A 24,347-nucleotide genomic window follows, 5' to 3' on the forward strand; every position below is an offset into this window, starting at 1 on the left:
CAATGGCACTAAAAAAGTACAAACCAATCACAGCAGGAACACGTTGGAGAATTGGTAATGCTTATGCTGAGATCACTACTAATAAGCCTGAGAAGAGCTTGTTAGAGCCTCAAAAAAATACTGCTGGTCGTAACTTCCAAGGTCGTAGAGTTATGCGTTACATGGGCGGTGGTAATAAGCAACATTATCGTATCATCGATTTCAAACGTAACAAAAGAGATATTGCTGCAACTGTAGTATCTATTGAATACGATCCAAACCGTACTGCATTTATTGCATTGGTTCAGTATACTGATGGAGAGAAGCGTTACATCATTGCTCCTCAGGGTATTCAGGTTGGTCAAACAGTAATTGCAGGTGATGCAGTTGCTCCAGAATTAGGTAATTCATTGGCAATGAAAAATATGCCTTTGGGTACTACCATTCACAACATTGAATTACAACCTGGTCAAGGTGGTAAGATGGTAAGAAGTGCTGGTGCTTCTGCACAATTAGCCAATAAGGAAGAAAAGTACGCTGTACTTAAAATGCCTTCTGGTGAATTGAGAAAAGTTTTGATTAACTGTTATGCAACCGTTGGTGTTGTTTCTAACAGCGATCATAACCTTGAAACAGCAGGTAAAGCGGGTAAAAACCGTTGGAAAGGTATTCGTCCACGTGTAAGAGGTGTTGCCATGAACCCAGTAGATCACCCGATGGGTGGTGGTGAAGGTAGAGCATCTGGTGGTCACCCACGTAGCAGAACAGGTAAGTATGCAAAAGGTGAGAAAACCCGTACAAAAGGTAAGGGTAGCGATAAGCTAATCATCCAGCGCAGAAATGGTAAAAAACTGGCTAAGTAATAACTAACCAGTCAAAATAAATAAATAAACTAATAGACCAGTAAACTCAAATAATTATGGGTCGTTCGATTAAAAAAGGTCCTTACGTAGATGCTAACTTAGAAGGTAAAGTAGTTGCTATTAACGACGGAAAAGTAAAGAGAAACGTTATCAAAACTTGGAGTCGTCGCAGCACAATCACACCTGATTTTGTTGGACACACTTTTGCCGTGCACAACGGAAATAAGTTCATCCCTGTTTACGTAACAGAATTCATGGTAGGTCACAAATTAGGTGAATTTGCCCCTACTAGAAACTTCAGAGGACACGCAGGAACTAAAAAATAACTGTAGGGGTTAACACCCATACATCAAACAAAAAAAGAAATGGAAGCAGTAGCTAAACTGAACAATTATCCAACAGGTCCGCGTAAAATGCGCCTGTTAGCCGATGTGATCCGTGGAATGGAAGTGGAGAAAGCCCTGGCTATTCTGGAACATCATCCTCAGCACAATGCCACTCCATTGGCAAAACTGTTGAAGAGTGCTATCAGTAACTGGGAGCAGAAAAACAGCGGATCAAATGCTGCAGACAGCAGTCTGATTGTAAAGACCGTATTCGTGGATGGCGGTAGAGTATTAAAGCGTATGCGCCCTGCACCACAAGGCCGTGGCTACAAAGTACGTAAGCGCAGCAACCATGTAACATTAATCGTAGATTCTAAAACTAATTAGTAAAACCATTATATGGGTCAGAAAGCAAATCCAATTGGTAACAGGTTAGGCATCATCCGCGGATGGGACAGTAACTGGTATGGTAGTAAAAAAGACTATGCATCCAAACTGATCGAAGATCATAAGATCCGTACCTACCTGAGTGCCCGTATCAACAAAGGTGGAATCGCAAAGATCGTTATTGAGCGTACGCTTGGTAAATTGATCATAACTATTCATACTTCTAAGCCAGGTATTATCATCGGTAAAGGTGGTAACGAGGTTGATCGTATTAAAGAAGAGTTGAAGAAGTTAACTGGTAAAGACGATGTTCAAATTAACATTTTGGAAATCCGTCGTCCTGAACTAGATGCAACTATCGTAGGAGATACCATTGCTCGTCAAATCGAAAATCGTATCAACTTTAAGCGTGCAACTAAAATGGCCATTGCCTCTACACTCCGTATGGGTGCTGAAGGTATCAAGGTTAAATTAAGCGGTCGTTTAGGTGGTGCTGAGATTGCTCGTAGCGAAGAATTTAAACAAGGCCGTACTCCTTTACATACTTTCCGTATGGACATCGATTATGCCAATGTTTTTGCTCAAACTGTTTACGGTAAAATTGGTATCAAAGTATGGATCTGTAAAGGTGAAGTACTAGGAAAGCGTGAATTGAATCCAAACTTCGTTGGTGGTAAGAACGATATGAGCGATAGAAGAGAAAGATCTGGTGCCGATGAAAGAAGAGGTGGTGGAGACAGAAGAGACGATAGAAGAGGTGGTGGAAGAGGAGAACGCAGAAACTAATAGTAGAATTAGTAATGCAGAATTACTAAAGTTTTAAATAACTACGAATCAAGTTCGTGGACCAAAAAACTAAAAAATGTTACAGCCGAAAAGAAGCAAACATAGGAAACAGCAGAAAGGACGCATTCGCGAAGTAGCTAAGCGTGGAACTGCTATATCATTTGGATCATTTGCCTTAAAAGCATTAGAGCCCATCTGGTTAACTAACCGCCAAATCGAATCTGCCCGTCAGGCCATGACCCGTGCTATGAAGCGTGAGGGAAATGTATGGATCAGAGTATTCCCTGATAAAATTATTACCCATAAGCCTGCTGAAGTGAGAATGGGTAAGGGTAAAGGTAACCCTGAATATTGGGCTGCTGTTGTTGAGCCAGGACGTATCATCTTCGAATGTGATGGTGTTACCGAAGCTGTAGCAAAAGAAGCGATGGGTCTTGCAGCACAAAAATTACCAATCGCAACCAAGTTCATCGTAAGAAGAGATTTGCAAGCATAACCAAAAAAAGAAATTGCAATGGCTAATAAAAAAACATACGAATTCAACAAGAATCTAAAGGATCTCAGTGTAACAGATCTTAGAGCAAAAATCCAGGAAGACGAACTACGTTTGAAAAAATTGGAGTTTGCTCATGCTATCTCTCCACTAGAAAATCCAATGACTATTCGTGGACTTCGTAGAGACATCGCCCGTATCAAAACGGAATTGAAGAAAAAAGAAATGGGTATTTAAACCATAAATTAAACACAATGGCTGAAAGAAATTTGCGCAAAACAAGGACAGGGATCGTTACCAGCGATAAAATGGATAAAACCATCACTGTTGCTGTTGAAAGAAAAGTAAAACACCCTATCTACGGTAAATTCGTAAAGAAGACTACTAAGTTCCATGCTCATGATGAGAAAGGAGAGTGCACCATCGGTGATGTGGTGAAGATCATGGAAACTCGTCCGCTTAGTAAAACCAAGCGTTGGAGACTAGTTGAAATTGTAGAAAAAGCGAAATAATAATATTGATTTGAGTAACTACTTCATCTTATACGATGGTGTTGTTCTTAAATGTAAAATTTCAAATTAAATAAAATGATTCAGCAAGAAAGCAGGTTAAATGTAGCTGACAATAGTGGCGCTAAAGAAGTCCTTTGTATTAAGGTACTAGGTAATAGCGGTCAGGATTATGCTAAGATCGGCGATAAAATTGTTGTTACGGTAAAAGACGCAATCCCTGCAGGTGGTGTTAAAAAAGGAACAGTATCTAAAGCAGTTATTGTTCGTACTAAAAACAAACTTCGCAGAAAAGATGGTTCTTATATCCGTTTTGATGACAACGCAGTTGTGTTGTTGAACAATTCAGACGAGCCTCGCGGTACACGTATCTTTGGACCTGTAGCTAGAGAATTACGTGATAAGGGATATATGAAAATTATTTCTCTTGCTCCTGAAGTATTATAAAAAAAGCTAAAAGCTAAATAAAATGAGTACAAGATTTAAAGCCAAATTCAGCATCAAAAAAGGTGATTCCGTAGTGGTTATTGCCGGAGATGACAAGGATTTGAAAAAGCCTCGCACAGTATTGGAAGTGATTGTAGATAAAGGACGTGTAGTTGTAGAAGGAGTGAATATCGTTACAAAGCACACCAAGCCATCTGCTCAAAATACCAAAGGTGGTATTGTTAAAGTAGAAGCCCCTATCAATATTAGCAATGTAATGTTGTGGGATGCTAAAAAGGGCGAGCCAACCAAAGTGAAGCGTACCCGTGAGAATGGTAAATTAATACGTGTATCTAAAAAATCTGGGGAGGTAATCAAATAATGAGTACAGCAAAATATACACCGAGATTAGCAGCGAAGTACAGCAAAGATGTTGTGCCTGCGCTCATGAAGAAGTTTGCTTACAGTACTGTAATGCAAGCTCCTAAATTAGAAAAAATCTGTATCAACCGTGGTGTTAATGGAGCGGTTACAGATAAAAAATTAGTTGACATTGCGGTAGACGAATTGAATATGATCACTGGTCAAAAAGCAGTTCCTACAATGTCTAAAAAAGACATTTCTAACTTTAAGTTACGTAAGGGTATGCCAATTGGTGCTCGCGTTACTTTAAGAGGTGAGAAAATGTATGAGTTCCTAGACAGATTGGTTTCTGTGGCACTACCACGTGTACGAGACTTTAAAGGAATCAGCGATAAAGCTTTTGACGGAAGAGGTAACTATACATTAGGTGTAACTGAACAAATCATTTTCCCTGAAATTGATATTGATAAAGTAAACAAAATTACCGGTTTAGATATCACTTTTGTAACAACAGCAAATACCAATGAAGAAGCTTACGAGCTTTTAAAAGAATTGGGTATGCCGTTTAAAGGAACCAAGAAAGATTAATTAAACACAGAACAAAAACATTATGGCAAAAGAATCAATCAAAGCCAGACAAAGAAAGCGCGAGAAAATGGTAGCTCAATATGCTGAAAAGCGTGCAGCTCTTAAAGCAGCAGGTGACTACGCAGGATTAGATCTACTTCCAAAGAACGCTTCTCCGGTACGTTTAAAAAACCGTTGTCAGCTTACAGGAAGACCTAAAGGTTATATGCGTTATTTTGGTTTGTCAAGGATTATGTTCCGTGACATGGCTTTAAACGGTATGATTCCAGGTGTTAAAAAAGCAAGCTGGTAGTAGTCAGTTTGATAAACAAAATTTAGAACTAGTATAATTATAATAATATGGTAACTGATCCTATAGCAGACTTCTTAACTAGAATTCGTAATGCTCAGTTGGCTGGTCATAGACTGGTTGAAATTCCTGCTTCTAATTTGAAGAAGCGTTTAACAGAGATTTTGTACGATCAAGGTTATATCTTGAAATACAAATTCGAAGACGATAACAAACAAGGTTTAATTAAGATCGCGTTGAAATACGATCCTAATACCAAAGTTCCTGCTATCCGTTCTTTAGAAAGAGTTAGCCGTCCAGGATTACGTCAATATGCAAAGCCTGCTGAAATCAAAAGAGTAATCAATGGTTTGGGTGTTGCCATCCTTAGTACATCTAAAGGTGTTCTAACCGATAAGCAAGCGAAAGCTCAGAACGTAGGTGGAGAAGTGTTGTGTTATATTTCTTAAAATAAAAGGTTCCGACAATTAAGCCTCTTAGTCGTGGCTGAACACGGATCAATGTTCATAATAAATTAAAAATCGACTATGTCTAGAATTGGTAAACAACCGGTAGTAGTTCCGGCAGGTGTTACAATCACCGTAAGTGCGGATAATGTTCTTACTGTTAAAGGTCCTAAAGGCCAGTTAACACAGAATATTGATAGAGATATCACTATTGAGGTTAAAGAAGGTGAAGTTGTTTTCACCAGACCTACAGATCAAATTCGTCATCGTGCAATGCACGGTTTATACCGTTCATTAGTGAACAATATGGTTAAAGGTGTAACCGAAGGTTATAAGAAAGAATTAGAATTAGTGGGGGTAGGTTTTAAAGCCGCTAACACTGGAAACTTATTAGATCTTGCTTTAGGATATTCTCACAATATCATCATTGAGATTCCAAGTGAACTTAAAGTTTCAACTACCACTGAAAAAGGTCAAAACCCTAAAGTATTCTTAGAAGGAATTGATAAGCAGTTGATAGGACAAGTTGCTGCTAAGTTGAGAAGCTTACGTAAGCCTGAGCCATACAAAGGAAAAGGTGTTAAGTATGCAGGTGAAATTTTAAGAAGAAAAGCAGGTAAATCAGCAGGTAAATAATTAAACTAACAAATCCACCGGCCGAATCGGAGGTATAAAATAAACAACAATGGGTAAATTAATACAAAGGCAGAAAATCAGGTACCGCATCCGTAAAAAGATTGCAGGTACTGCTGTAAAGCCACGTCTTTCTGTATTCAGAAGCAATGCCGAAATCTATGCACAATTAATTGATGATGATAATGGTGTTACCATTGTTGCTGCATCTTCAAGAGACAAGGATATTGCTGCACAGAAGGTAACTAAAATAGAGAAATCTAAAATGGTTGGCGCTGCAGTAGCAAAAAAAGCATTAGCTCTCGGATTAACTAATTGTGTATTCGACAGAGGTGGAAATCTATATCATGGCCGTGTGAAGTCTGTAGCAGACGGAGCAAGAGAAGGTGGCTTGGTATTCTAAATTACTAACATCAATTTAATCGCTCAATAAATGTCTAAAGTAAGCGTAAATAAAGTAAAAGCGGGTGGCGACATCGAACTGAAAGATAAGGTAGTTGCTATTAACCGTGTGGTAAAAACCACAAAAGGTGGCCGTACATTTAGTTTCTCTGCTCTTGTAGTAGTAGGAAACGAAAATGGTATTGTTGGTCAAGGTCTTGGTAAAGCAAAAGAAGTACAAGAAGCAATTGCTAAAGGTATTGAAGATGCAAAAAAGAACTTGGTTAAAGTACCAGTTATGCACGGAACTATTCCTCACGAACAGTGGGCAAAAGATGGTGCTGCTAAAGTATTGATTAAGCCAGCTGCACACGGAGCGGGTGTAATTGCGGGAGGCAGCATGCGTTCTGTTTTAGAAAGTGCTGGAATTACCGACGTACTTGCTAAGAGCCTTGGTTCTGCTAATCCACACAACGTGGTTAAAGCTACCATTAAAGCTTTAAGCCTTTTAAGAGAACCAGTTCAGGTTGCAAAAGGCCGTAACATCAAATTGAGCAAAGTTTTCAACGGATAATATTTATGAAAAAGATAAAAATCACTCAAATAAAAAGCGGCATCGACAGATCTGAGCGCCAAAAGCAAACGCTTATTGCACTTGGTTTAAAAAAGTTGAATGCTTCTAAAGAAGTAGAAGCTACTCCACAAATACTAGGCATGGTTAACAAAGTTAGCCACTTGGTAAAGGTTGAAGAAGTTGCTTAATTAAGAAATTTTCAAGTCAGTAGTTTGGATATACCGCTTCATGCGGATATCTTTACTCCTGACTTTTATTTATTATAAACAATGCGAGGGGTGATACCCCGTAAGTTCAAAATCAAGTTAACATGAAACTACACAATTTAAAACCTGCTGAAGGTTCTGTAAAAAGAGAGAAAAGAATAGGTCGTGGTGAAGCATCTGGTAAAGGTGGTACATCTACAAAAGGTAACAAAGGTGGTCAAAGCCGTGCTGGTTACAAAAGTAAAATGGCTCACGAAGGTGGTCAAATGCCAATTCAGCGTCGTATTCCTAAGCGTGGATTTAAGAATATCAATAGAGTAGAGTACAAGGTATTCAACCTTGGTCAATTAGATCAGTTGGTAGAGAAATACGGTTTCACTGAAATTTCTTTAGAGAATTTATACATCAACGGTTTAATCAGCCGTACAGATAATGTTAAAGTATTAGGTAATGGCGAGCTGAAATCAAAACTCAGTTTCAAAATTAACGCCATCAGCGAAAAAGCAAAAACTGCTATTGAAGCTGCAGGCGGAACTGTTGAGATTATCAAATAATTTTAACGTAATTTGCCAGACGCATCGTGTATGCGTCTTTTGGTTTTAAGTTATAACGCCATTTAATTTAGTGAAGTGAAAAAATTAGTTCAAACTTTTAGGAATATTTGGACCATTGAAGAATTACGAAATAAAATTATCGTAACCCTTGCTTTGGTGTTAACTTATCGTTTTGGTACGCACATCGTTTTACCGGGTATTGATCCTAATAAAATTGAAGCTGCTGCCAACTCTGCAAAGAGTAATGGATTGCTAGGCATATTTGATATGTTTGCGGGTGGTGCTTTTTCTCAAGCATCAATACTTGCATTAGGTATCATGCCTTATATCTCTGCTTCTATCTTTATGCAATTGATGACAATTTTAGTTCCTCAATTACAAAAAGTTCAAAAAGAGGGGGAGAGTGGACGTAAAAAAATTAACCAGTGGACACGTTACTTAACAGTAATTGTAACACTATTTCAAGCAGGTGCATATGTTGCTTACTTAAATAGTCCTGGTTATGCTGAAGCAATTTTACCTGCATACAAGCCATTTTTCTGGTTTTCTACTGTAGTAACTTTAACTGCTGGTACTTTATTTGTAATGTGGTTAGGTGAAAGAATCCAAGACAAAGGATTGGGTAATGGTACTTCTATCATCATTATGGTAGGTATCTTAGCCCGCCTTCCTCAAAGCATCATACAGGAGTTTGGTGCCAAAGGTGTTAGTGGCGGTGGTGGTTTATTAATATTCTTGATTGAAATTGCTGTATTGGTTTCCATAATTATGGGACTAATTATTTTGGTGCAAGGTGTTAGGAAAATACCAGTTAACTATGCCAAACAAATTATTGGCAGCAGACAATTTGGTGGAGCCCGTCAATTCTTACCTGTTAAAGTAAATAGTGCAGGGGTTATGCCAATCATTTTTGCGCAAGCAATTATGTTCCTTCCAACTTTAGTTTCATTCACTAATTTGGATTCTGCATCTGGGATTGTTAAAATTTTCAATGACCATAGTAATGCTTGGTATATGTTAATATACTCTGTAATGGTAATTGGATTCACTTTCCTTTACACAGCACTTATTTTCAATCCTAAGCAAATTGCTGAAGATTTAAAACGTAATAATGGATTTGTACCTGGTGTTAAGCCTGGTCAACCAACTGCAGATTATATTGGTGCAATTATGGATAAAATAACTTTGCCTGGTGCTATATTCTTAGCATTGGTAGGTATTCTTCCTGGTTTTGCTCAAAGATTAGGTGTTACCCAAGGTTTCAGTACATTCTTTGGAGGTACCTCACTACTAATTATGGTTGGTGTAGTTTTAGATACTTTGCAACAAATTGAAACGTATTTGTTAATGCGTCAATACGATGGATTAATGAATAGCGGTAGAGTTCAAGGAAGACAAGGTGTAACTAGTACTACTATCTAATATCAAATAAAACAACGAACTTTGTAAACCTGTTTGGCATTGCTAAACAGGTTTACTTTTTATTACAAATGACCAGAAGAAATAAAGAAATGATTATCTATAAAACTGAATCGGAAATTGCACTAATGAAAGATGCTGCTATGTTGGTGAGTAAAACACTTACCGAAGTAGCTAAAGTGCTTAAGCCTGGTATGACTACATTGCAAATAGATAAATTATGTTCAGATTTTATTAAGCAACACAATGCCATTTCTTCTTTTTTAAATTACAGAGGATATCCATTTACTATTTGTGCATCGGTGAATGATGTGGTGGTGCATGGTTTTCCAAACGAAATTCCTTTAAAGAATGGGGATATTGTTTCAATTGATATGGGCGTAATACTCAATGGTTGGCATGGCGATCACGCTTATACTTTTATTATGGGTGACGCGGATTTAGACGCTATCAATTTGGTTAAAGTAACAAAAGAGTCTTTGTATAAAGGAATAGAGAAAGCGATCGTAAACAATCGCATTGGAGATATTGCATATGCAATTCAAGAACATACCGAAATTAAAAATGGGTATGGTGTTGTTAGGGAGTTGGTAGGTCATGGACTTGGAAGAAGTTTACATGAAGATCCTCAAATGCCTAATTATGGTAAAAGAGGATCTGGTCCTAAATTAAAAGAGAATTTAGTATTGGCAATTGAGCCAATGATTAATTTAGGTTCACGAGAGGTATATACCGATGATGACGGTTGGACAGTTAGAACAAGGGATGGCAAGCCTTCTGTTCACTTTGAACACGATGTATGTGTGAAGCGCAACAAAGCACTTATTTTATCTGATTATAGTATCATTGAAGCTGCTGAGAAATCCAATCCAAATTTGAATACCAGTTATTATTCATAGCGAATGAAAAACCTTATTGTGATTGGTGGAGGTGCTGCAGGTTTTTTTTGTGCAGTGAATGCCGCAAGATTAAATCCAAATCTTAAAGTTACCATTTTAGAAAAATCAAATAAGCTTTTATCTAAAGTTAAAGTTAGTGGTGGAGGAAGATGCAATACAACACATCAGCTTTTTGAAATACCTGAACTGGTAAAAAAATATCCAAGAGGTGAACAGTTTTTAAAAAAAGCATTTTACCAATTTAATACACATCATACTATAGAGTGGTTTGCCAACCGTGGCGTTGAATTGCATGCAGAAGCTGATGGTAGAATGTTTCCTGTAAGTAATAATTCTGAAACTATTATAGCGTGTTTGTTAAAAGAAGCAGATCAATTTAAAGTCAAAATTGAAATGCAAACTGAGGTAAAAAAAATCACTAAACTGGATACTAAATTTCAGATTGAAACGAATAAATTAGGACTAATTGAAGCAGATTATATCTGTATTGCTTCAGGTGGATTACCCAAGATGGAAATGTTTAATTGGATTAGTCAATTAGGACATGCCATACAATCGCCCGTACCATCACTTTTTACTTTTAATATGCCCAAGCATCCCATTACTTCATTAATGGGACTATCTGTTGGCAATGCTGTAATTAAAATAAGTGGAACCAAATTAAAAGAACAAGGGGCTTTATTGATTACCCATTGGGGACTAAGTGGTCCTGTTGTATTAAAATTGTCTGCATGGGGTGCAAGGCAATTGGCCAATATGGGTTATCAATTTTCTATTCAAGTAAATTGGTTAGGTGAAACCACTGATGCATTATTAAGATTGGATTGGTCATTTTATCGAGAGCAATTTTCTGCAAACAAAATAGGCAGCAAATATCCATTTGCTTTGCCTGCAAGGTTATGGCATTTTCTATTAGATGAGGCAGGTATTTCTGCAGATACTAGATGGGGCGAAATTAAAGCTGCAAATCAAAACAAATTGATTCAACTACTTACGAGTCATGTTTTCGATATTAATGGTAAAACAACATTTAAAGAAGAGTTTGTTACTAGTGGAGGAGTGCAGCTTTCGAATATTCATCCTCAAACCATGGAAAGTAAATTGGTTCCAGGCTTGTATTTTGCGGGTGAAGTAATGGATGTTGATGGAATTACTGGTGGATTTAATTTTCAGCATGCTTGGACTAGCGGCTTCAATGCAGCAACCGCAATTGCACAATCGGCTCAATAAGTTTTAGGAAATTCCCTTTTTAGCAGCAAGTATTGCATTTTAAAAATAAATGTCTTAACTTATAGCTAGAAAATTACCCTATGAGTAAAGTAAGTAATATCCTTGCTAGAAAAGGCACCAATGTTGCCAGTGTTAGCCCAAACACGTCTGTTATAGACGCATTGAAAATGATGGCAGAGAAAAATATTGGCTCTGTTGTTGTTTCAGAGAATGATCAATTTTTAGGCATCCTTACAGAAAGAGACTATTCACGAAAAGTTATTTTAATGGGGCGGAATTCCACCAAAACGCCAGTAAGCGAAATCATGAGTGCCGATTTTCCTGCTGTTGCAATGACTGATTCTATTGAACATTGTATGCAGTTGATGAGTGCCAGACATATTCGGTATTTACCAGTAATGGTAGACAATAAGTTGGCAGGAATTGTTAGTATGAATGATGTGGTAACTGAAACCATTTTAATTCAGAAGGAAACAATTACTCAATTGGAGAATTATCTTCAATCTTAATAATTCCATTCGTACCTGTTTATTTACTTCAACTAGGTGTTTTTTACCAATTATAAAACATTCTGTTAATTCATTCTTTTTTGTTAACAGAATGCATATTTTGTAAATTCTAAACAAATTATATGAAAAGATACTTCTTGGGCACTGCATTGCTTTTAGTAGGAGTTACTACAATGGTTCATGCACAACAACCGCCAACCCCAGCTGCAAAGCCTGCAGCTGATACCACCAAACCCGCTGCTCCAAAAAAGCCAACTGTTGCCGATAAAACAAAAGGCAATAAAAAAATTGAAGGGTTATTTACTGTTTACCAAGATACGGTAACTGGAAGCTTACAAATGTATATCCGCAAAGATCAATTAGAGAAAGAGTTTATTTATCAGAGCTTTTCTATCAGTGGCCCTACCACTTTATTTTTAAATCAAAGTATGCATAGAAGTACTGCGGTTTATAAAATAAAAAGAGCTTTTGACAAACTAGAGTTTTCTGAAGTAAATACCAACTTTTATTATGACCCAAATAATCCCGTTAGTAAATCTGCTAATGTAGATAAACCAGAAGCGGTATTCTTTAATGATAAGTTTAGTGTAGAAGACGAAAATGGATACTTAGTTAGTGTGGATGGTTTGTTTCTTACTGAAAAAATGGATCCGGTTAAACCTCAAATGGCACCGAGTCCTATGGCCATGTTCACCTTTAACTTAGGCGGCTTAAATCTTACCAAATCAAAATATGTAGACATCCGATCTTATCCAAACAATACGGATATTGTTGTAGACTTATCATACGATAATCCTACAACATTGGCATCAGGTGGTCCAGATGTAGTGGATCCAAGATATGTTCGGGTTAGAATGCAGCATAGCTTTTTAGAAATGCCTAAAAATGATTTTAGGGCAAGAAGAGATGATCCTAGAGTGGGTTATTTTATGCAGCAACGTACCAATATGACTAGTGTTGGTGTAACTCCTTATAAAGACATGATTAATCGTTGGTTTTTGAAAAAGAAAGACCCATCTGCTGCAATAAGTGAGCCTGTAGAACCCATTGTTTTTTGGGTAGAGAACACTACGCCTTTAGAATACCGTCAAACAATTGTTGATGCAGGCTTAAAGTGGAATGAAGCATTTGAAAAAGCAGGGTTTAAAAACGCCGTGCAAATGAACATCATGCCCGATGATGCTAAGTGGAACCCTGCTGATATTCGTTATAATGTAATTAGATGGGTATCTTCTGCTCAACCTTCCTATGGAGCAATTGGGCCAAGTTTTGTGAATCCAAGAACAGGTCAAATTTTGGGTTCTGATATTACCGTTGAATGGTATTCTGGAAGTGCAACTCCAATTAGTGATGAATTGTTTAATGGTCCTTCTATGCCACAATTGGTATTTCCAGGAATGGAGCACCAACATTTGTATAATTGCAATATTGGATCAGAATTAAAAATGCAATACACTGCTGGCTTAACTACATTAGAAACCATGGATGCTAGTGCTGCAGAAATAAAAGAAATGCACCAGCAATTTCTAATTTATTTAATCATGCATGAAATGGGGCATACACTTGGATTAAACCACAATATGAAGAGTAGCCAAATGTTGTCTCCAACAGAAGTGCATAACAAGTCTATTACTCGTAAAATTGGTTTGATTGGTTCGGTGATGGATTATCCGGCAATCAACGTTTCTTTAGACAGGTCTAAGCAAGGAGATTATTATACAACCAAAGCAGGTCCTTATGATATTTGGGCTATTGAATTTGGATATACTCCTTTTAATGAAACAGAAGAAGAAGCAATGCTCACCAAAATCTTATCTAAGAGTACCGATCCTAAATTGGCATTCGGTAATGATGGGGATGATATGCGTGCGCCGGGTAAAGCAATTGATCCTCGTATCAATGTTAACGATATGAGTAACGATGCTGTTGCATATGCAGAGGATAGATTTAAGTTGGTAAATAATATAATGGGTAAATTGATTCAAAAATATACCAAGCCTGGTCAATCTTATGCTGAGCTTCGCAATAGATATTTAATGTTGCAGGGTCAAAGAAGTGGTCAAATCAATGCCGTGAGCCGTTATATTGGTGGTGTTTATATTGATAGAAGTTTCCCTGAGCAAAATTCTACTAATAAGCCTTATACACCTACTCCTTTTGCAACACAAAAAAAGGCGATGGATGTGTTAAACAAATATGTATTTGCTCCGAATGCATTTGAAGCCGACACCCAATTGTTTCCTTACCTACAAATGCAACGTAGAGGGTTTAATCAACCTGGAAACGGAGAAGATTTCAAAGTGTCTAATACTTTCTTAGGTTTACAAGTTAATGGTGCATTGGCACATATCTTAAATCCAATTACACTGCAAAGAGTTAATAATACTCGCTTGTATGGAAATGAATACAGTGTGGTTGATATTATGAGTGATTTAGTAAAAGGAATTTTTGATGCAGATATCAATGCCAATGTAAACGTGTATCGCAGATATATACAAATCAGTTTTGTAAAGGGTGCGGTAGGATTAATTGCGCCTAATTCTACATTGGATGAAGTATCAAAGTCTGCTGCATTGTATACTCTGAAAAAGTTGAGAACAAAATTGGCTGCGGCGGTTTCACCAAATGAGGATACCAAAGCACATAGAGCTCATTTGCTGTTCTTGATAGATAAAGCTTTAAAGGCTGATTAATTTGAATAGATCAAATATAAAATCCCGTTCCGATTTATCGGAACGGGATTTCTTTTTATGCAAAGCTTTTGTATTATTGTTTTTTCTTTGTTGATGCTGTTTTTTTAGCGGTTGGTTTTACCAATTGTTTATTTTCTTTATAACGCATATCTGGGGTACCATCTGCTTTTCTTGGTCCTGGTGCAATAGCATTCAATTTTTCTTTATTGGCTTTGTAGCGCATGTCCATAGTTCCATCCGATTTAGTGGGATGTAAGACCTCATCATTTTTCCCATTTGGTTTAATGCCTTTTTGAAAGGATTGAATTTTCTTGATGTCTTCAGTACGTTGGCTTTTTTGTTGTGCTTGAACGGGCAAAAAAAAGGATGCCACTAAAATTAGCGGGATGCAAAATCGATACATAGTTGAATTATTTACCAACTAAAATACAGAAATGGGTTTAATATCTTTTGGGATAAGTTTGGGCAATCCTAGCTTCTTTTCTTTCTATATTATTAGAAGGAGTTTTATATCCAGGTGAACCAATTCTTTCTGCCGCACCACCTGGTCCAGCTCTGTATTTAGCTTCAGGGTTGGTATTGCTGGCGTTGTTTTGAAGAAACTGCATCCGCTTACGAATGCGGTCCATATTTTCTTTATTTCTTTTAGCTTTTTCAGCATCCGTTAAAACAGGGCCTATATTTTTTGCCTTTTTGCCCATTGACATAGCTTTGGCTCTTTCAGCTTTATTTGCAAGTATTTGGGCTTCCATGGCTTTTTTTTGGGCACGCATGGCTTTTTCAACCCTTGGGTCGTAAGATTGTGCATAAGAAAAAACACCGATCATGCACCCTAATAATAGGAATAGCGGTTTAATTTTCATAAGAAAATGGTCATTGGACTACTAAAATAAGTAAAAATTAATACAAATGCAATAGCTGGCAAGTATTTTAGGGCTTTTATAGGGTAAAATTTGGGAACTTTGATTAACTTTGCACCCCGATTAAAACCATCGGGTTATTGTATGATCTTATTTAACAAACAACTAAACGCAGATGCTCAGGAGAACGTTGCCGCTTCAGAAGAAGCCGTTACTGTTCCTACTGCGACAACAAATGCACCTGAAGTAGTTACCGCTCACGACGATTTCGATTGGACTATTGACAAAAGAAATGTTAGTCACTATGCAGAATCAGAGCGTGTAAAGTATGACAAAGTGTACGACAACACTTTTATTCAAATTGAAGATGGCGAAATCATCAACGGTAGCGTTGTTGCTTTAACTAAAACCGATGTTGTAGTAAACATTGGATTTAAGAGCGATGGTTTGGTTTCTTTAAATGAATTCCGTGATTTGCCAGGATTGGCAGTAGGTGATGAGGTAGAAGTAATGGTGGTAGAAAAAGAAGACCGCTCTGGTAATCTTCACTTAAGCCGCAAGTCTGCTCGTATTTACCGTGCTTGGGAAAGAATTGTGGAAGTTCACAAAACCGGTGAAGTTGTAACAGGTACTGTTACCAGCAAAACCAAAGGTGGATTGATTGTAGATGTGTTTGGTATGGAAACATTCTTGCCAGGATCTCAAATTGATGTGAAGCCTGTAACTGATTACGATCAGTTTGTTGGTAAAACAATGGAGTTTAAAGTAGTGAAGATTAACGAAACTATTAAGAACGCTGTTGTATCTCATAAAGCATTAATTGAAAGTGATATTGAAGCACAACGTGCAGAAATCATGAGTAAGTTAGAGAAGGGTCAAGTACTAGAAGGTATTGTTAAAAACATTACCGACTTTGGTGCATTCATGGACTTAGGTGGTTTAGATGGTTTATTGTATATCACCGATATTTCTTGGGGTAGAATTTCTCACCCAAGTGAAGTGGTTAAGATGGATCAGAAATTACAAGTGGTTGTATTAGACTTTGATGACGATAAAAAACGCATCAGCCTAGGACTAAAACAATTGACTCCACACCCATGGGATGTATTACCAGAAGGATTGGCTGAAGGTTCTGTTGTTAAAGGTAAAGTAGTAAATATTGAAGATTATGGTGCATTCTTAGAAATTCAACCTGGTGTTGAAGGTTTAGTGCACGTATCTGAAATCACTTGGGCTAACACACCAATTAATGCAAAAGAATTCTTCAAATTAGGAGATGAGCATGAAGCTAAAGTGGTTACTCTAGATAAGGATGCTCGTAAAATGAGCTTGAGCATTAAGCAAATGACTCAAGATCCTTGGAATACCATCGAAAATAAATTCCCTGAGAACAGCAAGCACAAAGGTTTAGTAAAAAACATTACTCCTTACGGTGTATTTGTTGAGCTAGAGCCAGGAATTGGTGGAATGATTCATATTAGCGACTTAAGCTGGTTGAAGCGTTTTAATCACCCAACTGATTATACCAAAGTAGCTGATCAAATTGATATTATCATTTTAAGTATCGATAAAGAAAACCGCAAGCTTCAGTTAGGTCATAAGCAACTAGAAGAAGATCCTTGGAATTCTTTAGAAGAAACATTTGCAATTGGATCTATCCATGAGGGTACTGTTACCCGTAAGGATGATAAAGGTGCATTGGTTCAATTACAATATGGTTTAGAAGGTTTTGCTCCTAACCGTCATTTAAACAAAGAAGATGGTACTCAGGTTAAAGCTGATGAAACTGCACAATTTGTAGTAATTGAATTTGATCGCAACGAAAAGCGCATTGTTTTAAGCCACGCTCGTATTTGGGAGCAGCATATTGCTGAAGAAAAAGAAGCAGCGAAGAAAGAAGCGAAAGCTGAATCTGATAACACTAAGAAAGCGGTTAAAAATATCCAGGCTAAAGTTGAAAAAGCTACCCTTGGAGATTTAGGCGCTCTTGCTGAAATCAAGGCTAAATTGCAGGAAGGAGAGGGTGATACTAAGTAATATCACCTGAAGTTGTAATAGAAAAGGCTGTCCGGTTGTAAAACGCTGGACGGCCTTTTTAGCTATTAATTAACGCCCGGTACCATCAACTTGAGAAAAACCCTTCTTAAATTGCTATTTTATACGTAATTTCGCCAACTTCTATGGGTAGAATTGTAACTATTTTATTGTTGACCGTTTTCTTGGCTTCGTCTTGCACTACAAAGTTTGCTAAAATAATGAAGAGCAAGGATTATGAGTATAAGTACAAAATGGCCGAGCAGTACTATGCCAACAAAAAGTACCAGGAAGCATTAAGGCTCTTTGAAGATATATTTCCGTATTTAAAAGGTACCCAGCGGTATGAAGATTTGTATTACAAATACGCCTATTCATATTACTACATTAAGGATTACCTGAACGCGGAAAATATGTTTAAAAGCTTTGTAGAAAACTTTCCTGCAAGCACTAAAAGTCAAGACTGCGAATACATGCGGGCTTATTGCTTTTATAAACAATCTCCTAAGGTAGAATTAGATCAAACTAATACTACTAAAACGATGGGTTTAATGCAGGCATTCATTAGTACGCATCCTACTTCTAATAGAGTAAAAGAAGCAACGGACATTATTGATTTGTGCAGAGAGAAATTAGAGCGTAAGGAATTTCTAAGTGCTGAGTTGTATTATAATTTGGGATTTTATAAAGCAGCTGCAATTGCTTTTAGTAATGTAGCAGATAATTTTCCTGATTCTAAAAAGTCAGATGAATACAAGGTGCTCATGATTAAGTCGTACTTCAAGTATGCTGAAATGAGTTATGAGGAAAAACAAAAAGAGCGTTACGAAAAAGTGATTTCTGAGTGCAATGAATTTGCGGATCGTTTCACTGATAGTAAATTTTTAGAAGAAGTTAGCAAGTATAAAACACAAACCCTTAACATACTTAAAAAAACGGGAAAAAATGAGTAAATTAAGAAGGCAAATGAGTGCCAACACCGCTAGTGTGGTAGAAACCAAAAGCCTAATCTCCATAAAAGAGAAAACAGGTAATCTGTATGAATCAATTGCTATTATTGCAAGAAGAGCCAATCAGATCAATATTTCCCTACGCGAAGAATTGCATAATAAGCTAGAAGAGTTTGCAAGCCATACTGATAGCTTAGAAGAAATTCATGAAAATAAGGAGCAAATTGAAATTTCCCGTGCGTACGAGAAAATGCCTAACCCTGCAATTCTGGCTACAACAGAGTTTATGGAAGGTAAAGTATACCATAGAAGAAATATTGATACCGACTTATTTAGATAAGCCAATTCTTTCTAAAATGATTTAAACGACAGTATAATACTGTCGTTTTTTGTTACTTTTAGTTTCTGTTCAAATTAACTTTAATTATGCGTAAGCACTTGTTTTTATTGATAGTTGCAGTTGTTTCATTGTTGAATACAGCAGTATACGCCCAAGAATTAAAAGCAAAAGTTACGGTAATGGCAGGGCGGGTTGCAACTACTGTAGATAGAAAAATATTTACTACACTACAAACCCAGCTCAATAATTTCATGAATAACAGAAAATGGACTGGGGATGTATTTAGAGAAAATGAAAAAATTGAATGCAGCTTTATTGTAAATATTGAATCGGCTGTTGAGCCTAATATTTATAAAGCTTCATTAACCGTACAAGCCGCTAGGCCCGTATTTAATGCGTCTTATCAAGCAGCGTTGGTCAATTTTATTGATCCTGAATTATTGTTTAAATATGTTGAATTTCAACCAGTAGAATTTAATGAAAACCGAGTACAAGGCACTGATGCTGCTGCTGCTAATTTAACAGCTGTGTTGGCTTATTATGCATACATGATTATTGGATTGGACTATGATTCTTTTTCTCCAAAAACAGGGGAACCCTATTTTAGAAAAGCACAGAATATAGTAAACAATGCTCCGGAAGGACAACGTATTGCGGGTTGGAGAATGTTTGATGGATTGAGAAACAGGTATTGGTTAAATGAGAATTTGATTAATACTAAATTCAATATTATACACGACGTAGTACATACTTATTATAGGTCTGGATTAGATAAGTTGATTGAAAGTGAAAATGAAGCAAGGGCAAATATATTACAAGCATTAATTCAATTAAGTGCATTTAATAAAGAGAATCCCAATACGATGGTACTTCAATTTTTCATGCAAGGCAAAGTGAATGAATTGATAGGTGTATTTAAGAAAGGGACTGCTGAAGAAAAGTTGAAAGCAATTGAAATTTTATCTCTATTAGATATACCTAATGCGAATAAGTATAAAGATGAATTAAAGTGAGAAAAAGAATTGGTTTATATTTTTTTGTGTTAGCTATTGCATGCGCTGGCGAAAAAATGCCCAAGCAGGTAATTCCCATTAATGATATGTCTAAAATCATGTGGGATCTCATGAAAGTGGATGAGTATTTTATAAGAATTACTGTAAAGGATTCTTTAAATAAATTAGCGAAAGAAAATATTCGTTTATACGACCAGGTTTTTCGTAGTTATGGTATTGAACGAAAAAAATTTTACGATAGCTATGCCTACTATACTGCACACCCTGAACAGTATAAAGTTTTAATTGATTCAATGGAAGCTATTTCTACCAAACAAAGGGCTTCTCTTTTATTAAAAACACAACCTACTAAATAATGAACAAGGTTTTTAAAGATGCAATTGAAGCAACAGCCGATATTAAAAATGGTGCAATAATTATGTTAGGAGGATTTGGTTTGAATGGAATTCCTGAAAACTGTATTGCAGCATTGGTTAAACACAATGTTTGTGAACTAACATGTATTTCAAATAACGCTGGTGTTGACGATTTTGGTTTGGGCTTATTATTACAGACCAAACAAATTAAGAAAATGATAAGTAGTTATGTAGGAGAGAATGCCTTATTTGAAAAGCAATTATTAAGTGGTGAATTGGAAGTAGACTTGGTACCGCAGGGAACTTTAGCTACAAGCATTCAAATGGCCGCAATGGGTATACCCGCCTATTTTACACCTGCAGGTTATGGAACAGAAATAGCCATAGGAAAAGAAGTAAGAGAATTTGACGGAAAAATGTATTTGATGGAAAAAGCCATTCACGCTGATTTTGCCATTGTTAAAGCTTGGAAAGGAGATAAGGCAGGCAATTTAGTGTTCAGAAAAGCAACCCGCAATTTTTCAACATCTATGGCGAAAGCTGGTAATATTACCATTGCTGAAGTGGAACATTTGGTAGAACCTGGCGAAATTGATCCTGATGAAGTAGATGTAGCTGGGGTTTACATACACCGCATTTTTCAAGGAAGCAATTATGAAAAAAGAATCGAGCGAAGAACTACTAAGATTTAATTCATTACAATCATTTAATTAAGTCAATATTATGGCATTAGATAAATTTGGAATTGCTAAACGAATAGCCAAAGAATTAAAAGATGGAATGTATGTGAATTTGGGAATTGGTATCCCCACTTTAGTAGCCAATTATATTCCCCAAGATATCACCGTAGTATTTCAAAGTGAGAATGGAATTTTAGGAATGGGTCCATACCCGGAAGAAGCTGCAATTGATGCTGATTTAATTAATGCTGGAAAAGAAACTGTAACTGTTATTAATGGAGGTGCTTTTTTTGACAGTGCAGAAAGTTTTGGTATGATTAGAGCCGGCAAAATAGATTTGACTGTACTTGGCGCTATGGAAGTAAGTGACCAGGGAGATATTGCCAATTGGAAGATACCTGGCAAAATGGTGAAAGGAATGGGAGGCGCTATGGATTTGGTAGCTAGTGCCAAAAACATTATTGTGGCCATGATGCACACCAATCCAAAGGGGGAAAGCAAACTATTGCCTAAATGCAGCCTGCCTTTAACTGGTGTAGGTTGTGTTAAGAAAGTGGTGACTGAATTGGCTGTATTAACCATCACACCCAATGGTTTTCAATTATTAGAGCGAGCTCCTGGTGTTTCTGTAGAAGAAATAATTGCAAAAACTGCAGGTAAATTGATTGTTCCTGATTTTGTACCTGAAATGGTAATTGAATAAAAGCAAAATTTCCAAACTATTTGTTGAATAAACTGTTTAATAATTACAAATTCATAAACCATAAAATAAATCATAATGAGTATTCAAGTTGGCCAAAAGGCTCCAGCGTTTACCCTGTTTAATACAGAAAAACAAAAAGTAAGTTTAGCAGAACAACAAGGAAAACCAGTGGTATTATTGTTTTTCCCATTGGCTTTTACTGGAGTTTGTACTGCCGAGCTTTGTAATGTAAGAGACAATATTGCATTATACAATAATACTAATGCACAAGTATTTGGCATTTCAGTTGATTCTCTTTTTACTTTAGAAAAATTTAGTAAGGAGCAAAACCTGAATTTCCCGCTTTTAAGTGATTTCAATAAGGAAGCTGCAACTGCATTCGGGGTGTTGTATGAAACTTTCCCTGCTTTTGAAATGATGGGCGTGAGTAAGCGTGCAGCATTTGTAATAGACAAAGAAGGCGTAGTTCAATATGCTGAAATTTGTCCTACTCCAGGCGATTTACCTGATTTTACTGCAATTCAAGCAACATTAGCTGCATTATAATTTAATTGTATGTCTACGGCATTGTTTTTCAAATTATTGAAACACAATGCCGTGGGTATTTTTGGTATTTCCCCAAATACTATTTAACTTCATAAGACAATAAGTTGAATGAAGATTTTTTACAGATCAATTTTATGGGTATTCTTTGCTATTGGCTGCAGTTGTATTGTAGTGAATGGTAATCCTGTAGATTATGCTGCCGCTGTAAATTCCGATAATAAAATCCAACGTTTTTATCCCAACCCCGCTACACAATACATCCATTTTCAAATGGACCCTTCGGTAGATAAATCATATACCCTGGAAGTTTTTAATTTTATGGGAAGAAAAATGAGTTCACAACGAGTGAATGCAACTAAACTGACCATTTATTTTGATGATAATTATTTTCGTGGGTTGTACATCTATCAATTAAAAGATCGGTCAGGAAGAATTATTGAGTCGGGCAAATTTCAAGTATCCAGATAAGTAATTATCTATCTGTAACTTCTACAATTAAAAATTTTAAATAGTTGGTATTTTCCATACCCCAAATAATTGGGTGGTCACTGGCTTGTGCTTGAAATGTAACTTGTTTAATTCGCTTTCGTGCATCTTTAGCAGCTGCATTAATTGTATGCAGAAACAGTTCTGGGTTTACCAAATTAGTACAGCTAGATGTAACGAGGAAGCCTCCATTACGTATCAGTTTCATTCCCCTTAAATTAATTTCTTTATACCCTGTAACCGCTTTTTGAATATTCTCTCGGCTCTTTGTAAATGCAGGTGGATCTAACATCACCACATCATACTGTGGTCCATCTTTCCCCCAATCTTTTAGTACATCAAATGCATTCATTGCTTTAAATTCTACTATTTTTTCCAATCCATTTAACGCTGCATTTTTATTGGCTTGGGCAACTGCTTGTTCAGAAATATCAATTCCTAAAACAGATTTCGCTCCATAATGCGCTGCATGAATTTCAAAGGTCCCAGTGTAAGTGAATGCACCCATTACTTCTGCTCCCTTAACAATATGTTGAATAGCTCTTCTATTGTCTTGTTGGTCTAAAAAATACCCGGTTTTTTGACCATTCTCTATGTCTACATAAAACTTCAATCCATTTTCGTTAATGGTGATATTGGTGTCGAATGGGGCTGATAAAAATCCTTTCTGCTGTTCTAGGCCTTCTAAAGTTCTAACGGGCACATCGTTGCGTTCATATATTCCTTTTGGCTTAAAAATAGTCTCTATGGCTTTGACGATGGATGGTTTCCAAATATCAATTCCCAACGCTAATGTTTGAATTACAAAATAGTCGTTGAATTTATCTATAATTAAAGCGGGCAACAAATCTGCTTCACCAAATACCAATCTACAGTTTTCGGTATAGCCTGTTTTTTGGCGGTATTGCCATGCTTGAAGAATTCGTTGATAAAAAAAAGCTTCATTAATTTCTTCTACTTTTCTGCTCAACAAACGGACTACAATTTGTGATTGGGGATTATAGTACCCTACTCCAGCCAGTTTTCCATCGGCAAATCTTACTTCTACAATTTCTCCTGGTGCTGGATTACCTGCAACTCGGTCTACTTCATTGCCATAAATCCAGGGGTGTCCATTCGCTATTCTTGGGGCTATTTTCTTTCTCAGGTATACCTTAATCATTTGGCAAATATAAGTCGGCTAGAACTGTCAATTTTTCCCTTTTCTTTGCGTGGCAAAATTATTGCCTATATAGGCTATCAAATAATTTATACTATGGAAGAGCAAGAATTGCAGAATAATAGCGAAACAACCGAAAAAACAGCAGAAATGAATATTAATGCTGACGAAACTGCAGCTGGAACTGCCCATTTAAATGAACCAGTAGCAGAAGAGACAGCAATGGCCAAATTAGAAGAAGAATTGGCAGAACAAAAGGATAAATACCTACGTTTAATGGCTGAATTCGACAATTTTAGAAGAAGAACGGCTAAAGAAAGGTTAGAATTGATTCAAACTGCTGGGAAAGACGTGATTGTTTCTTTGCTTGACGTTTTGGATGATTGTGATAGAGCCGAGAAGCAATTGAATGGCAATGATGATATTGCGGTTCAAAAAGAAGGTATTTTATTGGTATTTAATAAACTTCGTAGCAACCTACAGCAGAAGGGCGTTAAAGTGATGGAAAGTATTCAAACAGATTTTGATGTAGAAAAGCATGAAGCCATCACAGAAATTCCTGCACCTACAGAAGAGTTGAAGGGTAAAGTAATTGATGAAGTAACCAAGGGTTATTTTTTAAACGATAAACTGATTCGCTTTGCTAAAGTGGTTGTAGGAAAATAAT

General features: G+C 36.7%; 35 protein-coding genes. 32 read left to right on the plus strand and 3 right to left on the minus strand.

The window, feature by feature from the left end:
• The first annotated feature begins 2 nt into the window (after positions 1-2).
• From rplB to Q8S25_RS14245, 22 genes are all read left to right on the plus strand, one after another.
• The gene (gene rplB / locus Q8S25_RS14140; RefSeq protein ID WP_295186370.1) at positions 3-842 is read left to right on the plus strand and encodes a 50S ribosomal protein L2; all 840 of its coding nucleotides are present in this window, start codon (positions 3-5) and stop codon (positions 840-842) included.
• A 56-nt stretch (positions 843-898) separates the two neighbouring features.
• A complete protein-coding gene (gene rpsS / locus Q8S25_RS14145) occupies positions 899-1,168 on the plus strand; it encodes a 30S ribosomal protein S19 (protein ID WP_026763916.1) in 270 nt (89 codons plus the stop codon).
• A 39-nt stretch (positions 1,169-1,207) separates the two neighbouring features.
• Positions 1,208-1,555, plus strand: coding sequence for a 50S ribosomal protein L22 (gene rplV / locus Q8S25_RS14150; protein ID WP_295186373.1), 348 nt, complete (start codon positions 1,208-1,210; stop codon positions 1,553-1,555).
• A gap of 12 nt (positions 1,556-1,567) precedes the next feature.
• Positions 1,568-2,341: a 30S ribosomal protein S3 gene (gene rpsC, locus Q8S25_RS14155; protein WP_305538780.1), complete on the plus strand. Its 774-nt coding sequence runs from the start codon at positions 1,568-1,570 to the stop codon at positions 2,339-2,341.
• 76 nt (positions 2,342-2,417) lie between these two features.
• Entirely contained in the window at positions 2,418-2,837 is a 420-nt protein-coding gene (gene rplP, locus Q8S25_RS14160) for a 50S ribosomal protein L16 (protein WP_026751403.1), read from the plus strand.
• Positions 2,838-2,855: 18 nt separating this feature from the next.
• Positions 2,856-3,071, plus strand: coding sequence for a 50S ribosomal protein L29 (gene rpmC, locus Q8S25_RS14165; RefSeq protein ID WP_026751404.1), 216 nt, complete (start codon positions 2,856-2,858; stop codon positions 3,069-3,071).
• Positions 3,072-3,088: 17 nt separating this feature from the next.
• Positions 3,089-3,346 carry a 30S ribosomal protein S17 gene (rpsQ, locus tag Q8S25_RS14170; RefSeq protein WP_026751405.1) on the plus strand — a complete coding sequence of 86 codons (258 nt, stop codon included), beginning with the start codon at positions 3,089-3,091 and terminating at the stop codon, positions 3,344-3,346.
• Between the two features lie 75 nt (positions 3,347-3,421).
• Complete coding sequence (rplN, locus tag Q8S25_RS14175) at positions 3,422-3,790, plus strand: 50S ribosomal protein L14 (protein ID WP_026751406.1); 369 nt, start codon at positions 3,422-3,424, stop codon at positions 3,788-3,790.
• A gap of 22 nt (positions 3,791-3,812) precedes the next feature.
• Complete coding sequence (gene rplX / locus Q8S25_RS14180; RefSeq protein ID WP_295186381.1) at positions 3,813-4,151, plus strand: 50S ribosomal protein L24; 339 nt, start codon at positions 3,813-3,815, stop codon at positions 4,149-4,151.
• Complete coding sequence (gene rplE, locus Q8S25_RS14185) at positions 4,151-4,720, plus strand: 50S ribosomal protein L5 (protein ID WP_305538781.1); 570 nt, start codon at positions 4,151-4,153, stop codon at positions 4,718-4,720. Before rplX ends, rplE begins: the two co-directional genes overlap by 1 nt.
• 22 nt (positions 4,721-4,742) lie before the next feature.
• A complete protein-coding gene (rpsN, locus tag Q8S25_RS14190; protein WP_295186385.1) occupies positions 4,743-5,012 on the plus strand; it encodes a 30S ribosomal protein S14 in 270 nt (89 codons plus the stop codon).
• Between the two features lie 47 nt (positions 5,013-5,059).
• Positions 5,060-5,458, plus strand: coding sequence for a 30S ribosomal protein S8 (gene rpsH, locus Q8S25_RS14195; protein WP_295186386.1), 399 nt, complete (start codon positions 5,060-5,062; stop codon positions 5,456-5,458).
• A gap of 78 nt (positions 5,459-5,536) precedes the next feature.
• The gene (gene rplF, locus Q8S25_RS14200; protein WP_305538782.1) at positions 5,537-6,091 is read left to right on the plus strand and encodes a 50S ribosomal protein L6; all 555 of its coding nucleotides are present in this window, start codon (positions 5,537-5,539) and stop codon (positions 6,089-6,091) included.
• A 49-nt stretch (positions 6,092-6,140) separates the two neighbouring features.
• On the plus strand, positions 6,141-6,491 hold the full coding sequence (gene rplR, locus Q8S25_RS14205) for a 50S ribosomal protein L18 (RefSeq protein WP_295186390.1): 351 nt from the start codon (positions 6,141-6,143) through the stop codon (positions 6,489-6,491).
• A 30-nt stretch (positions 6,492-6,521) separates the two neighbouring features.
• Positions 6,522-7,043, plus strand: coding sequence for a 30S ribosomal protein S5 (rpsE, locus tag Q8S25_RS14210; RefSeq protein WP_026751413.1), 522 nt, complete (start codon positions 6,522-6,524; stop codon positions 7,041-7,043).
• Positions 7,044-7,048: 5 nt separating this feature from the next.
• Complete coding sequence (gene rpmD / locus Q8S25_RS14215) at positions 7,049-7,231, plus strand: 50S ribosomal protein L30 (protein WP_295186393.1); 183 nt, start codon at positions 7,049-7,051, stop codon at positions 7,229-7,231.
• Positions 7,232-7,353: 122 nt separating this feature from the next.
• Positions 7,354-7,803 carry a 50S ribosomal protein L15 gene (rplO, locus tag Q8S25_RS14220; protein ID WP_305538783.1) on the plus strand — a complete coding sequence of 150 codons (450 nt, stop codon included), beginning with the start codon at positions 7,354-7,356 and terminating at the stop codon, positions 7,801-7,803.
• Between the two features lie 75 nt (positions 7,804-7,878).
• Complete coding sequence (secY, locus tag Q8S25_RS14225) at positions 7,879-9,225, plus strand: preprotein translocase subunit SecY (RefSeq protein ID WP_295186396.1); 1,347 nt, start codon at positions 7,879-7,881, stop codon at positions 9,223-9,225.
• A gap of 68 nt (positions 9,226-9,293) precedes the next feature.
• The gene (gene map / locus Q8S25_RS14230; RefSeq protein ID WP_305538784.1) at positions 9,294-10,121 is read left to right on the plus strand and encodes a type I methionyl aminopeptidase; all 828 of its coding nucleotides are present in this window, start codon (positions 9,294-9,296) and stop codon (positions 10,119-10,121) included.
• 3 nt (positions 10,122-10,124) lie between these two features.
• Positions 10,125-11,351: an NAD(P)/FAD-dependent oxidoreductase gene (locus tag Q8S25_RS14235; protein ID WP_305538785.1), complete on the plus strand. Its 1,227-nt coding sequence runs from the start codon at positions 10,125-10,127 to the stop codon at positions 11,349-11,351.
• Positions 11,352-11,431: 80 nt separating this feature from the next.
• The gene (locus Q8S25_RS14240; RefSeq protein WP_305538786.1) at positions 11,432-11,860 is read left to right on the plus strand and encodes a CBS domain-containing protein; all 429 of its coding nucleotides are present in this window, start codon (positions 11,432-11,434) and stop codon (positions 11,858-11,860) included.
• Between the two features lie 122 nt (positions 11,861-11,982).
• On the plus strand, positions 11,983-14,553 hold the full coding sequence (locus Q8S25_RS14245) for a zinc-dependent metalloprotease (protein ID WP_305538787.1): 2,571 nt from the start codon (positions 11,983-11,985) through the stop codon (positions 14,551-14,553).
• 73 nt (positions 14,554-14,626) lie between these two features.
• Here Q8S25_RS14245 and Q8S25_RS14250 read toward each other — a convergent pair whose 3' ends face one another.
• Complete coding sequence (locus tag Q8S25_RS14250) at positions 14,627-14,956, minus strand: hypothetical protein (protein WP_305538788.1); 330 nt, start codon at positions 14,954-14,956, stop codon at positions 14,627-14,629.
• Between the two features lie 37 nt (positions 14,957-14,993).
• Positions 14,994-15,380 carry a hypothetical protein gene (locus Q8S25_RS14255; RefSeq protein WP_305538789.1) on the minus strand — a complete coding sequence of 129 codons (387 nt, stop codon included), beginning with the start codon at positions 15,378-15,380 and terminating at the stop codon, positions 14,994-14,996.
• A 177-nt stretch (positions 15,381-15,557) separates the two neighbouring features.
• Here Q8S25_RS14255 and rpsA point away from each other — a divergent pair, with 177 nt between their 5' ends.
• The 9 genes from rpsA to Q8S25_RS14300 all read left to right on the plus strand — a co-directional run bounded on the left by rpsA (position 15,558) and on the right by Q8S25_RS14300 (position 22,503).
• Positions 15,558-17,450 carry a 30S ribosomal protein S1 gene (rpsA, locus tag Q8S25_RS14260; protein WP_305538790.1) on the plus strand — a complete coding sequence of 631 codons (1,893 nt, stop codon included), beginning with the start codon at positions 15,558-15,560 and terminating at the stop codon, positions 17,448-17,450.
• Positions 17,451-17,593: 143 nt separating this feature from the next.
• On the plus strand, positions 17,594-18,400 hold the full coding sequence (locus Q8S25_RS14265) for an outer membrane protein assembly factor BamD (protein WP_305538791.1): 807 nt from the start codon (positions 17,594-17,596) through the stop codon (positions 18,398-18,400).
• Positions 18,393-18,737 (plus strand): DNA-directed RNA polymerase subunit omega, encoded by a 345-nt coding sequence (locus Q8S25_RS14270; protein WP_295186415.1) that lies wholly within the window; start codon positions 18,393-18,395, stop codon positions 18,735-18,737. The genes Q8S25_RS14265 and Q8S25_RS14270 overlap by 8 nt, the downstream gene beginning before the upstream one ends.
• An 86-nt stretch (positions 18,738-18,823) precedes the next feature.
• On the plus strand, positions 18,824-19,750 hold the full coding sequence (locus Q8S25_RS14275; RefSeq protein WP_305538792.1) for a DUF4835 family protein: 927 nt from the start codon (positions 18,824-18,826) through the stop codon (positions 19,748-19,750).
• Positions 19,747-20,106: a DUF4296 domain-containing protein gene (locus tag Q8S25_RS14280; protein ID WP_305538793.1), complete on the plus strand. Its 360-nt coding sequence runs from the start codon at positions 19,747-19,749 to the stop codon at positions 20,104-20,106. The genes Q8S25_RS14275 and Q8S25_RS14280 overlap by 4 nt, the downstream gene beginning before the upstream one ends.
• Positions 20,106-20,798 carry a CoA transferase subunit A gene (locus Q8S25_RS14285; RefSeq protein WP_305538794.1) on the plus strand — a complete coding sequence of 231 codons (693 nt, stop codon included), beginning with the start codon at positions 20,106-20,108 and terminating at the stop codon, positions 20,796-20,798. Before Q8S25_RS14280 ends, Q8S25_RS14285 begins: the two co-directional genes overlap by 1 nt.
• Before the next feature lie 31 nt (positions 20,799-20,829).
• Positions 20,830-21,489, plus strand: a complete 660-nt coding sequence (locus tag Q8S25_RS14290) for a 3-oxoacid CoA-transferase subunit B (protein WP_305538795.1) — start codon at positions 20,830-20,832, stop codon at positions 21,487-21,489.
• A 75-nt stretch (positions 21,490-21,564) separates the two neighbouring features.
• A complete protein-coding gene (locus Q8S25_RS14295) occupies positions 21,565-22,035 on the plus strand; it encodes a redoxin domain-containing protein (protein WP_305538796.1) in 471 nt (156 codons plus the stop codon).
• A 108-nt stretch (positions 22,036-22,143) separates the two neighbouring features.
• The gene (locus tag Q8S25_RS14300; protein ID WP_305538797.1) at positions 22,144-22,503 is read left to right on the plus strand and encodes a T9SS type A sorting domain-containing protein; all 360 of its coding nucleotides are present in this window, start codon (positions 22,144-22,146) and stop codon (positions 22,501-22,503) included.
• 4 nt (positions 22,504-22,507) lie between these two features.
• On the opposite strand, the gene Q8S25_RS14305 is transcribed toward Q8S25_RS14300, so the two are convergent.
• A complete protein-coding gene (locus tag Q8S25_RS14305; RefSeq protein WP_305538798.1) occupies positions 22,508-23,683 on the minus strand; it encodes a class I SAM-dependent rRNA methyltransferase in 1,176 nt (391 codons plus the stop codon).
• 93 nt (positions 23,684-23,776) lie between these two features.
• Between Q8S25_RS14305 and Q8S25_RS14310 the strand changes: the two genes are divergently transcribed.
• Positions 23,777-24,346, plus strand: a complete 570-nt coding sequence (locus tag Q8S25_RS14310; RefSeq protein ID WP_305538799.1) for a nucleotide exchange factor GrpE — start codon at positions 23,777-23,779, stop codon at positions 24,344-24,346.
• Position 24,347: the final 1 nt, after the last annotated feature.

Source organism: Sediminibacterium sp., assembly GCF_030695065.1.
Lineage (GTDB): Bacteria > Bacteroidota > Bacteroidia > Chitinophagales > Chitinophagaceae > Sediminibacterium.

What these genes read in the sequence shown, in the direction of transcription:
- rplB (WP_295186370.1), top strand. Translation starts at nt 3, where the DNA reads ATGGCACTAAAAAAGTACAAACCAATCACAGCAGGAACACGTTGGAGA.
- rpsS (WP_026763916.1), top strand. Translation starts at nt 899, where the DNA reads ATGGGTCGTTCGATTAAAAAAGGTCCTTACGTAGATGCTAACTTAGAA.
- rplV (WP_295186373.1), top strand. Translation starts at nt 1,208, where the DNA reads ATGGAAGCAGTAGCTAAACTGAACAATTATCCAACAGGTCCGCGTAAA.
- rpsC (WP_305538780.1), top strand. Translation starts at nt 1,568, where the DNA reads ATGGGTCAGAAAGCAAATCCAATTGGTAACAGGTTAGGCATCATCCGC.
- rplP (WP_026751403.1), top strand. Translation starts at nt 2,418, where the DNA reads ATGTTACAGCCGAAAAGAAGCAAACATAGGAAACAGCAGAAAGGACGC.
- rpmC (WP_026751404.1), top strand. Translation starts at nt 2,856, where the DNA reads ATGGCTAATAAAAAAACATACGAATTCAACAAGAATCTAAAGGATCTC.
- rpsQ (WP_026751405.1), top strand. Translation starts at nt 3,089, where the DNA reads ATGGCTGAAAGAAATTTGCGCAAAACAAGGACAGGGATCGTTACCAGC.
- rplN (WP_026751406.1), top strand. Translation starts at nt 3,422, where the DNA reads ATGATTCAGCAAGAAAGCAGGTTAAATGTAGCTGACAATAGTGGCGCT.
- rplX (WP_295186381.1), top strand. Translation starts at nt 3,813, where the DNA reads ATGAGTACAAGATTTAAAGCCAAATTCAGCATCAAAAAAGGTGATTCC.
- rplE (WP_305538781.1), top strand. Translation starts at nt 4,151, where the DNA reads ATGAGTACAGCAAAATATACACCGAGATTAGCAGCGAAGTACAGCAAA.
- rpsN (WP_295186385.1), top strand. Translation starts at nt 4,743, where the DNA reads ATGGCAAAAGAATCAATCAAAGCCAGACAAAGAAAGCGCGAGAAAATG.
- rpsH (WP_295186386.1), top strand. Translation starts at nt 5,060, where the DNA reads ATGGTAACTGATCCTATAGCAGACTTCTTAACTAGAATTCGTAATGCT.
- rplF (WP_305538782.1), top strand. Translation starts at nt 5,537, where the DNA reads ATGTCTAGAATTGGTAAACAACCGGTAGTAGTTCCGGCAGGTGTTACA.
- rplR (WP_295186390.1), top strand. Translation starts at nt 6,141, where the DNA reads ATGGGTAAATTAATACAAAGGCAGAAAATCAGGTACCGCATCCGTAAA.
- rpsE (WP_026751413.1), top strand. Translation starts at nt 6,522, where the DNA reads ATGTCTAAAGTAAGCGTAAATAAAGTAAAAGCGGGTGGCGACATCGAA.
- rpmD (WP_295186393.1), top strand. Translation starts at nt 7,049, where the DNA reads ATGAAAAAGATAAAAATCACTCAAATAAAAAGCGGCATCGACAGATCT.
- rplO (WP_305538783.1), top strand. Translation starts at nt 7,354, where the DNA reads ATGAAACTACACAATTTAAAACCTGCTGAAGGTTCTGTAAAAAGAGAG.
- map (WP_305538784.1), top strand. Translation starts at nt 9,294, where the DNA reads ATGACCAGAAGAAATAAAGAAATGATTATCTATAAAACTGAATCGGAA.
- Q8S25_RS14235 (WP_305538785.1), top strand. Translation starts at nt 10,125, where the DNA reads ATGAAAAACCTTATTGTGATTGGTGGAGGTGCTGCAGGTTTTTTTTGT.
- Q8S25_RS14240 (WP_305538786.1), top strand. Translation starts at nt 11,432, where the DNA reads ATGAGTAAAGTAAGTAATATCCTTGCTAGAAAAGGCACCAATGTTGCC.
- Q8S25_RS14245 (WP_305538787.1), top strand. Translation starts at nt 11,983, where the DNA reads ATGAAAAGATACTTCTTGGGCACTGCATTGCTTTTAGTAGGAGTTACT.
- Q8S25_RS14250 (WP_305538788.1), bottom strand. Translation starts at nt 14,956, where the DNA reads ATGTATCGATTTTGCATCCCGCTAATTTTAGTGGCATCCTTTTTTTTG.
- Q8S25_RS14255 (WP_305538789.1), bottom strand. Translation starts at nt 15,380, where the DNA reads ATGATCGGTGTTTTTTCTTATGCACAATCTTACGACCCAAGGGTTGAA.
- rpsA (WP_305538790.1), top strand. Translation starts at nt 15,558, where the DNA reads ATGATCTTATTTAACAAACAACTAAACGCAGATGCTCAGGAGAACGTT.
- Q8S25_RS14265 (WP_305538791.1), top strand. Translation starts at nt 17,594, where the DNA reads ATGGGTAGAATTGTAACTATTTTATTGTTGACCGTTTTCTTGGCTTCG.
- Q8S25_RS14270 (WP_295186415.1), top strand. Translation starts at nt 18,393, where the DNA reads ATGAGTAAATTAAGAAGGCAAATGAGTGCCAACACCGCTAGTGTGGTA.
- Q8S25_RS14275 (WP_305538792.1), top strand. Translation starts at nt 18,824, where the DNA reads ATGCGTAAGCACTTGTTTTTATTGATAGTTGCAGTTGTTTCATTGTTG.
- Q8S25_RS14285 (WP_305538794.1), top strand. Translation starts at nt 20,106, where the DNA reads ATGAACAAGGTTTTTAAAGATGCAATTGAAGCAACAGCCGATATTAAA.
- Q8S25_RS14290 (WP_305538795.1), top strand. Translation starts at nt 20,830, where the DNA reads ATGGCATTAGATAAATTTGGAATTGCTAAACGAATAGCCAAAGAATTA.
- Q8S25_RS14295 (WP_305538796.1), top strand. Translation starts at nt 21,565, where the DNA reads ATGAGTATTCAAGTTGGCCAAAAGGCTCCAGCGTTTACCCTGTTTAAT.
- Q8S25_RS14300 (WP_305538797.1), top strand. Translation starts at nt 22,144, where the DNA reads ATGAAGATTTTTTACAGATCAATTTTATGGGTATTCTTTGCTATTGGC.
- Q8S25_RS14305 (WP_305538798.1), bottom strand. Translation starts at nt 23,683, where the DNA reads ATGATTAAGGTATACCTGAGAAAGAAAATAGCCCCAAGAATAGCGAAT.
- Q8S25_RS14310 (WP_305538799.1), top strand. Translation starts at nt 23,777, where the DNA reads ATGGAAGAGCAAGAATTGCAGAATAATAGCGAAACAACCGAAAAAACA.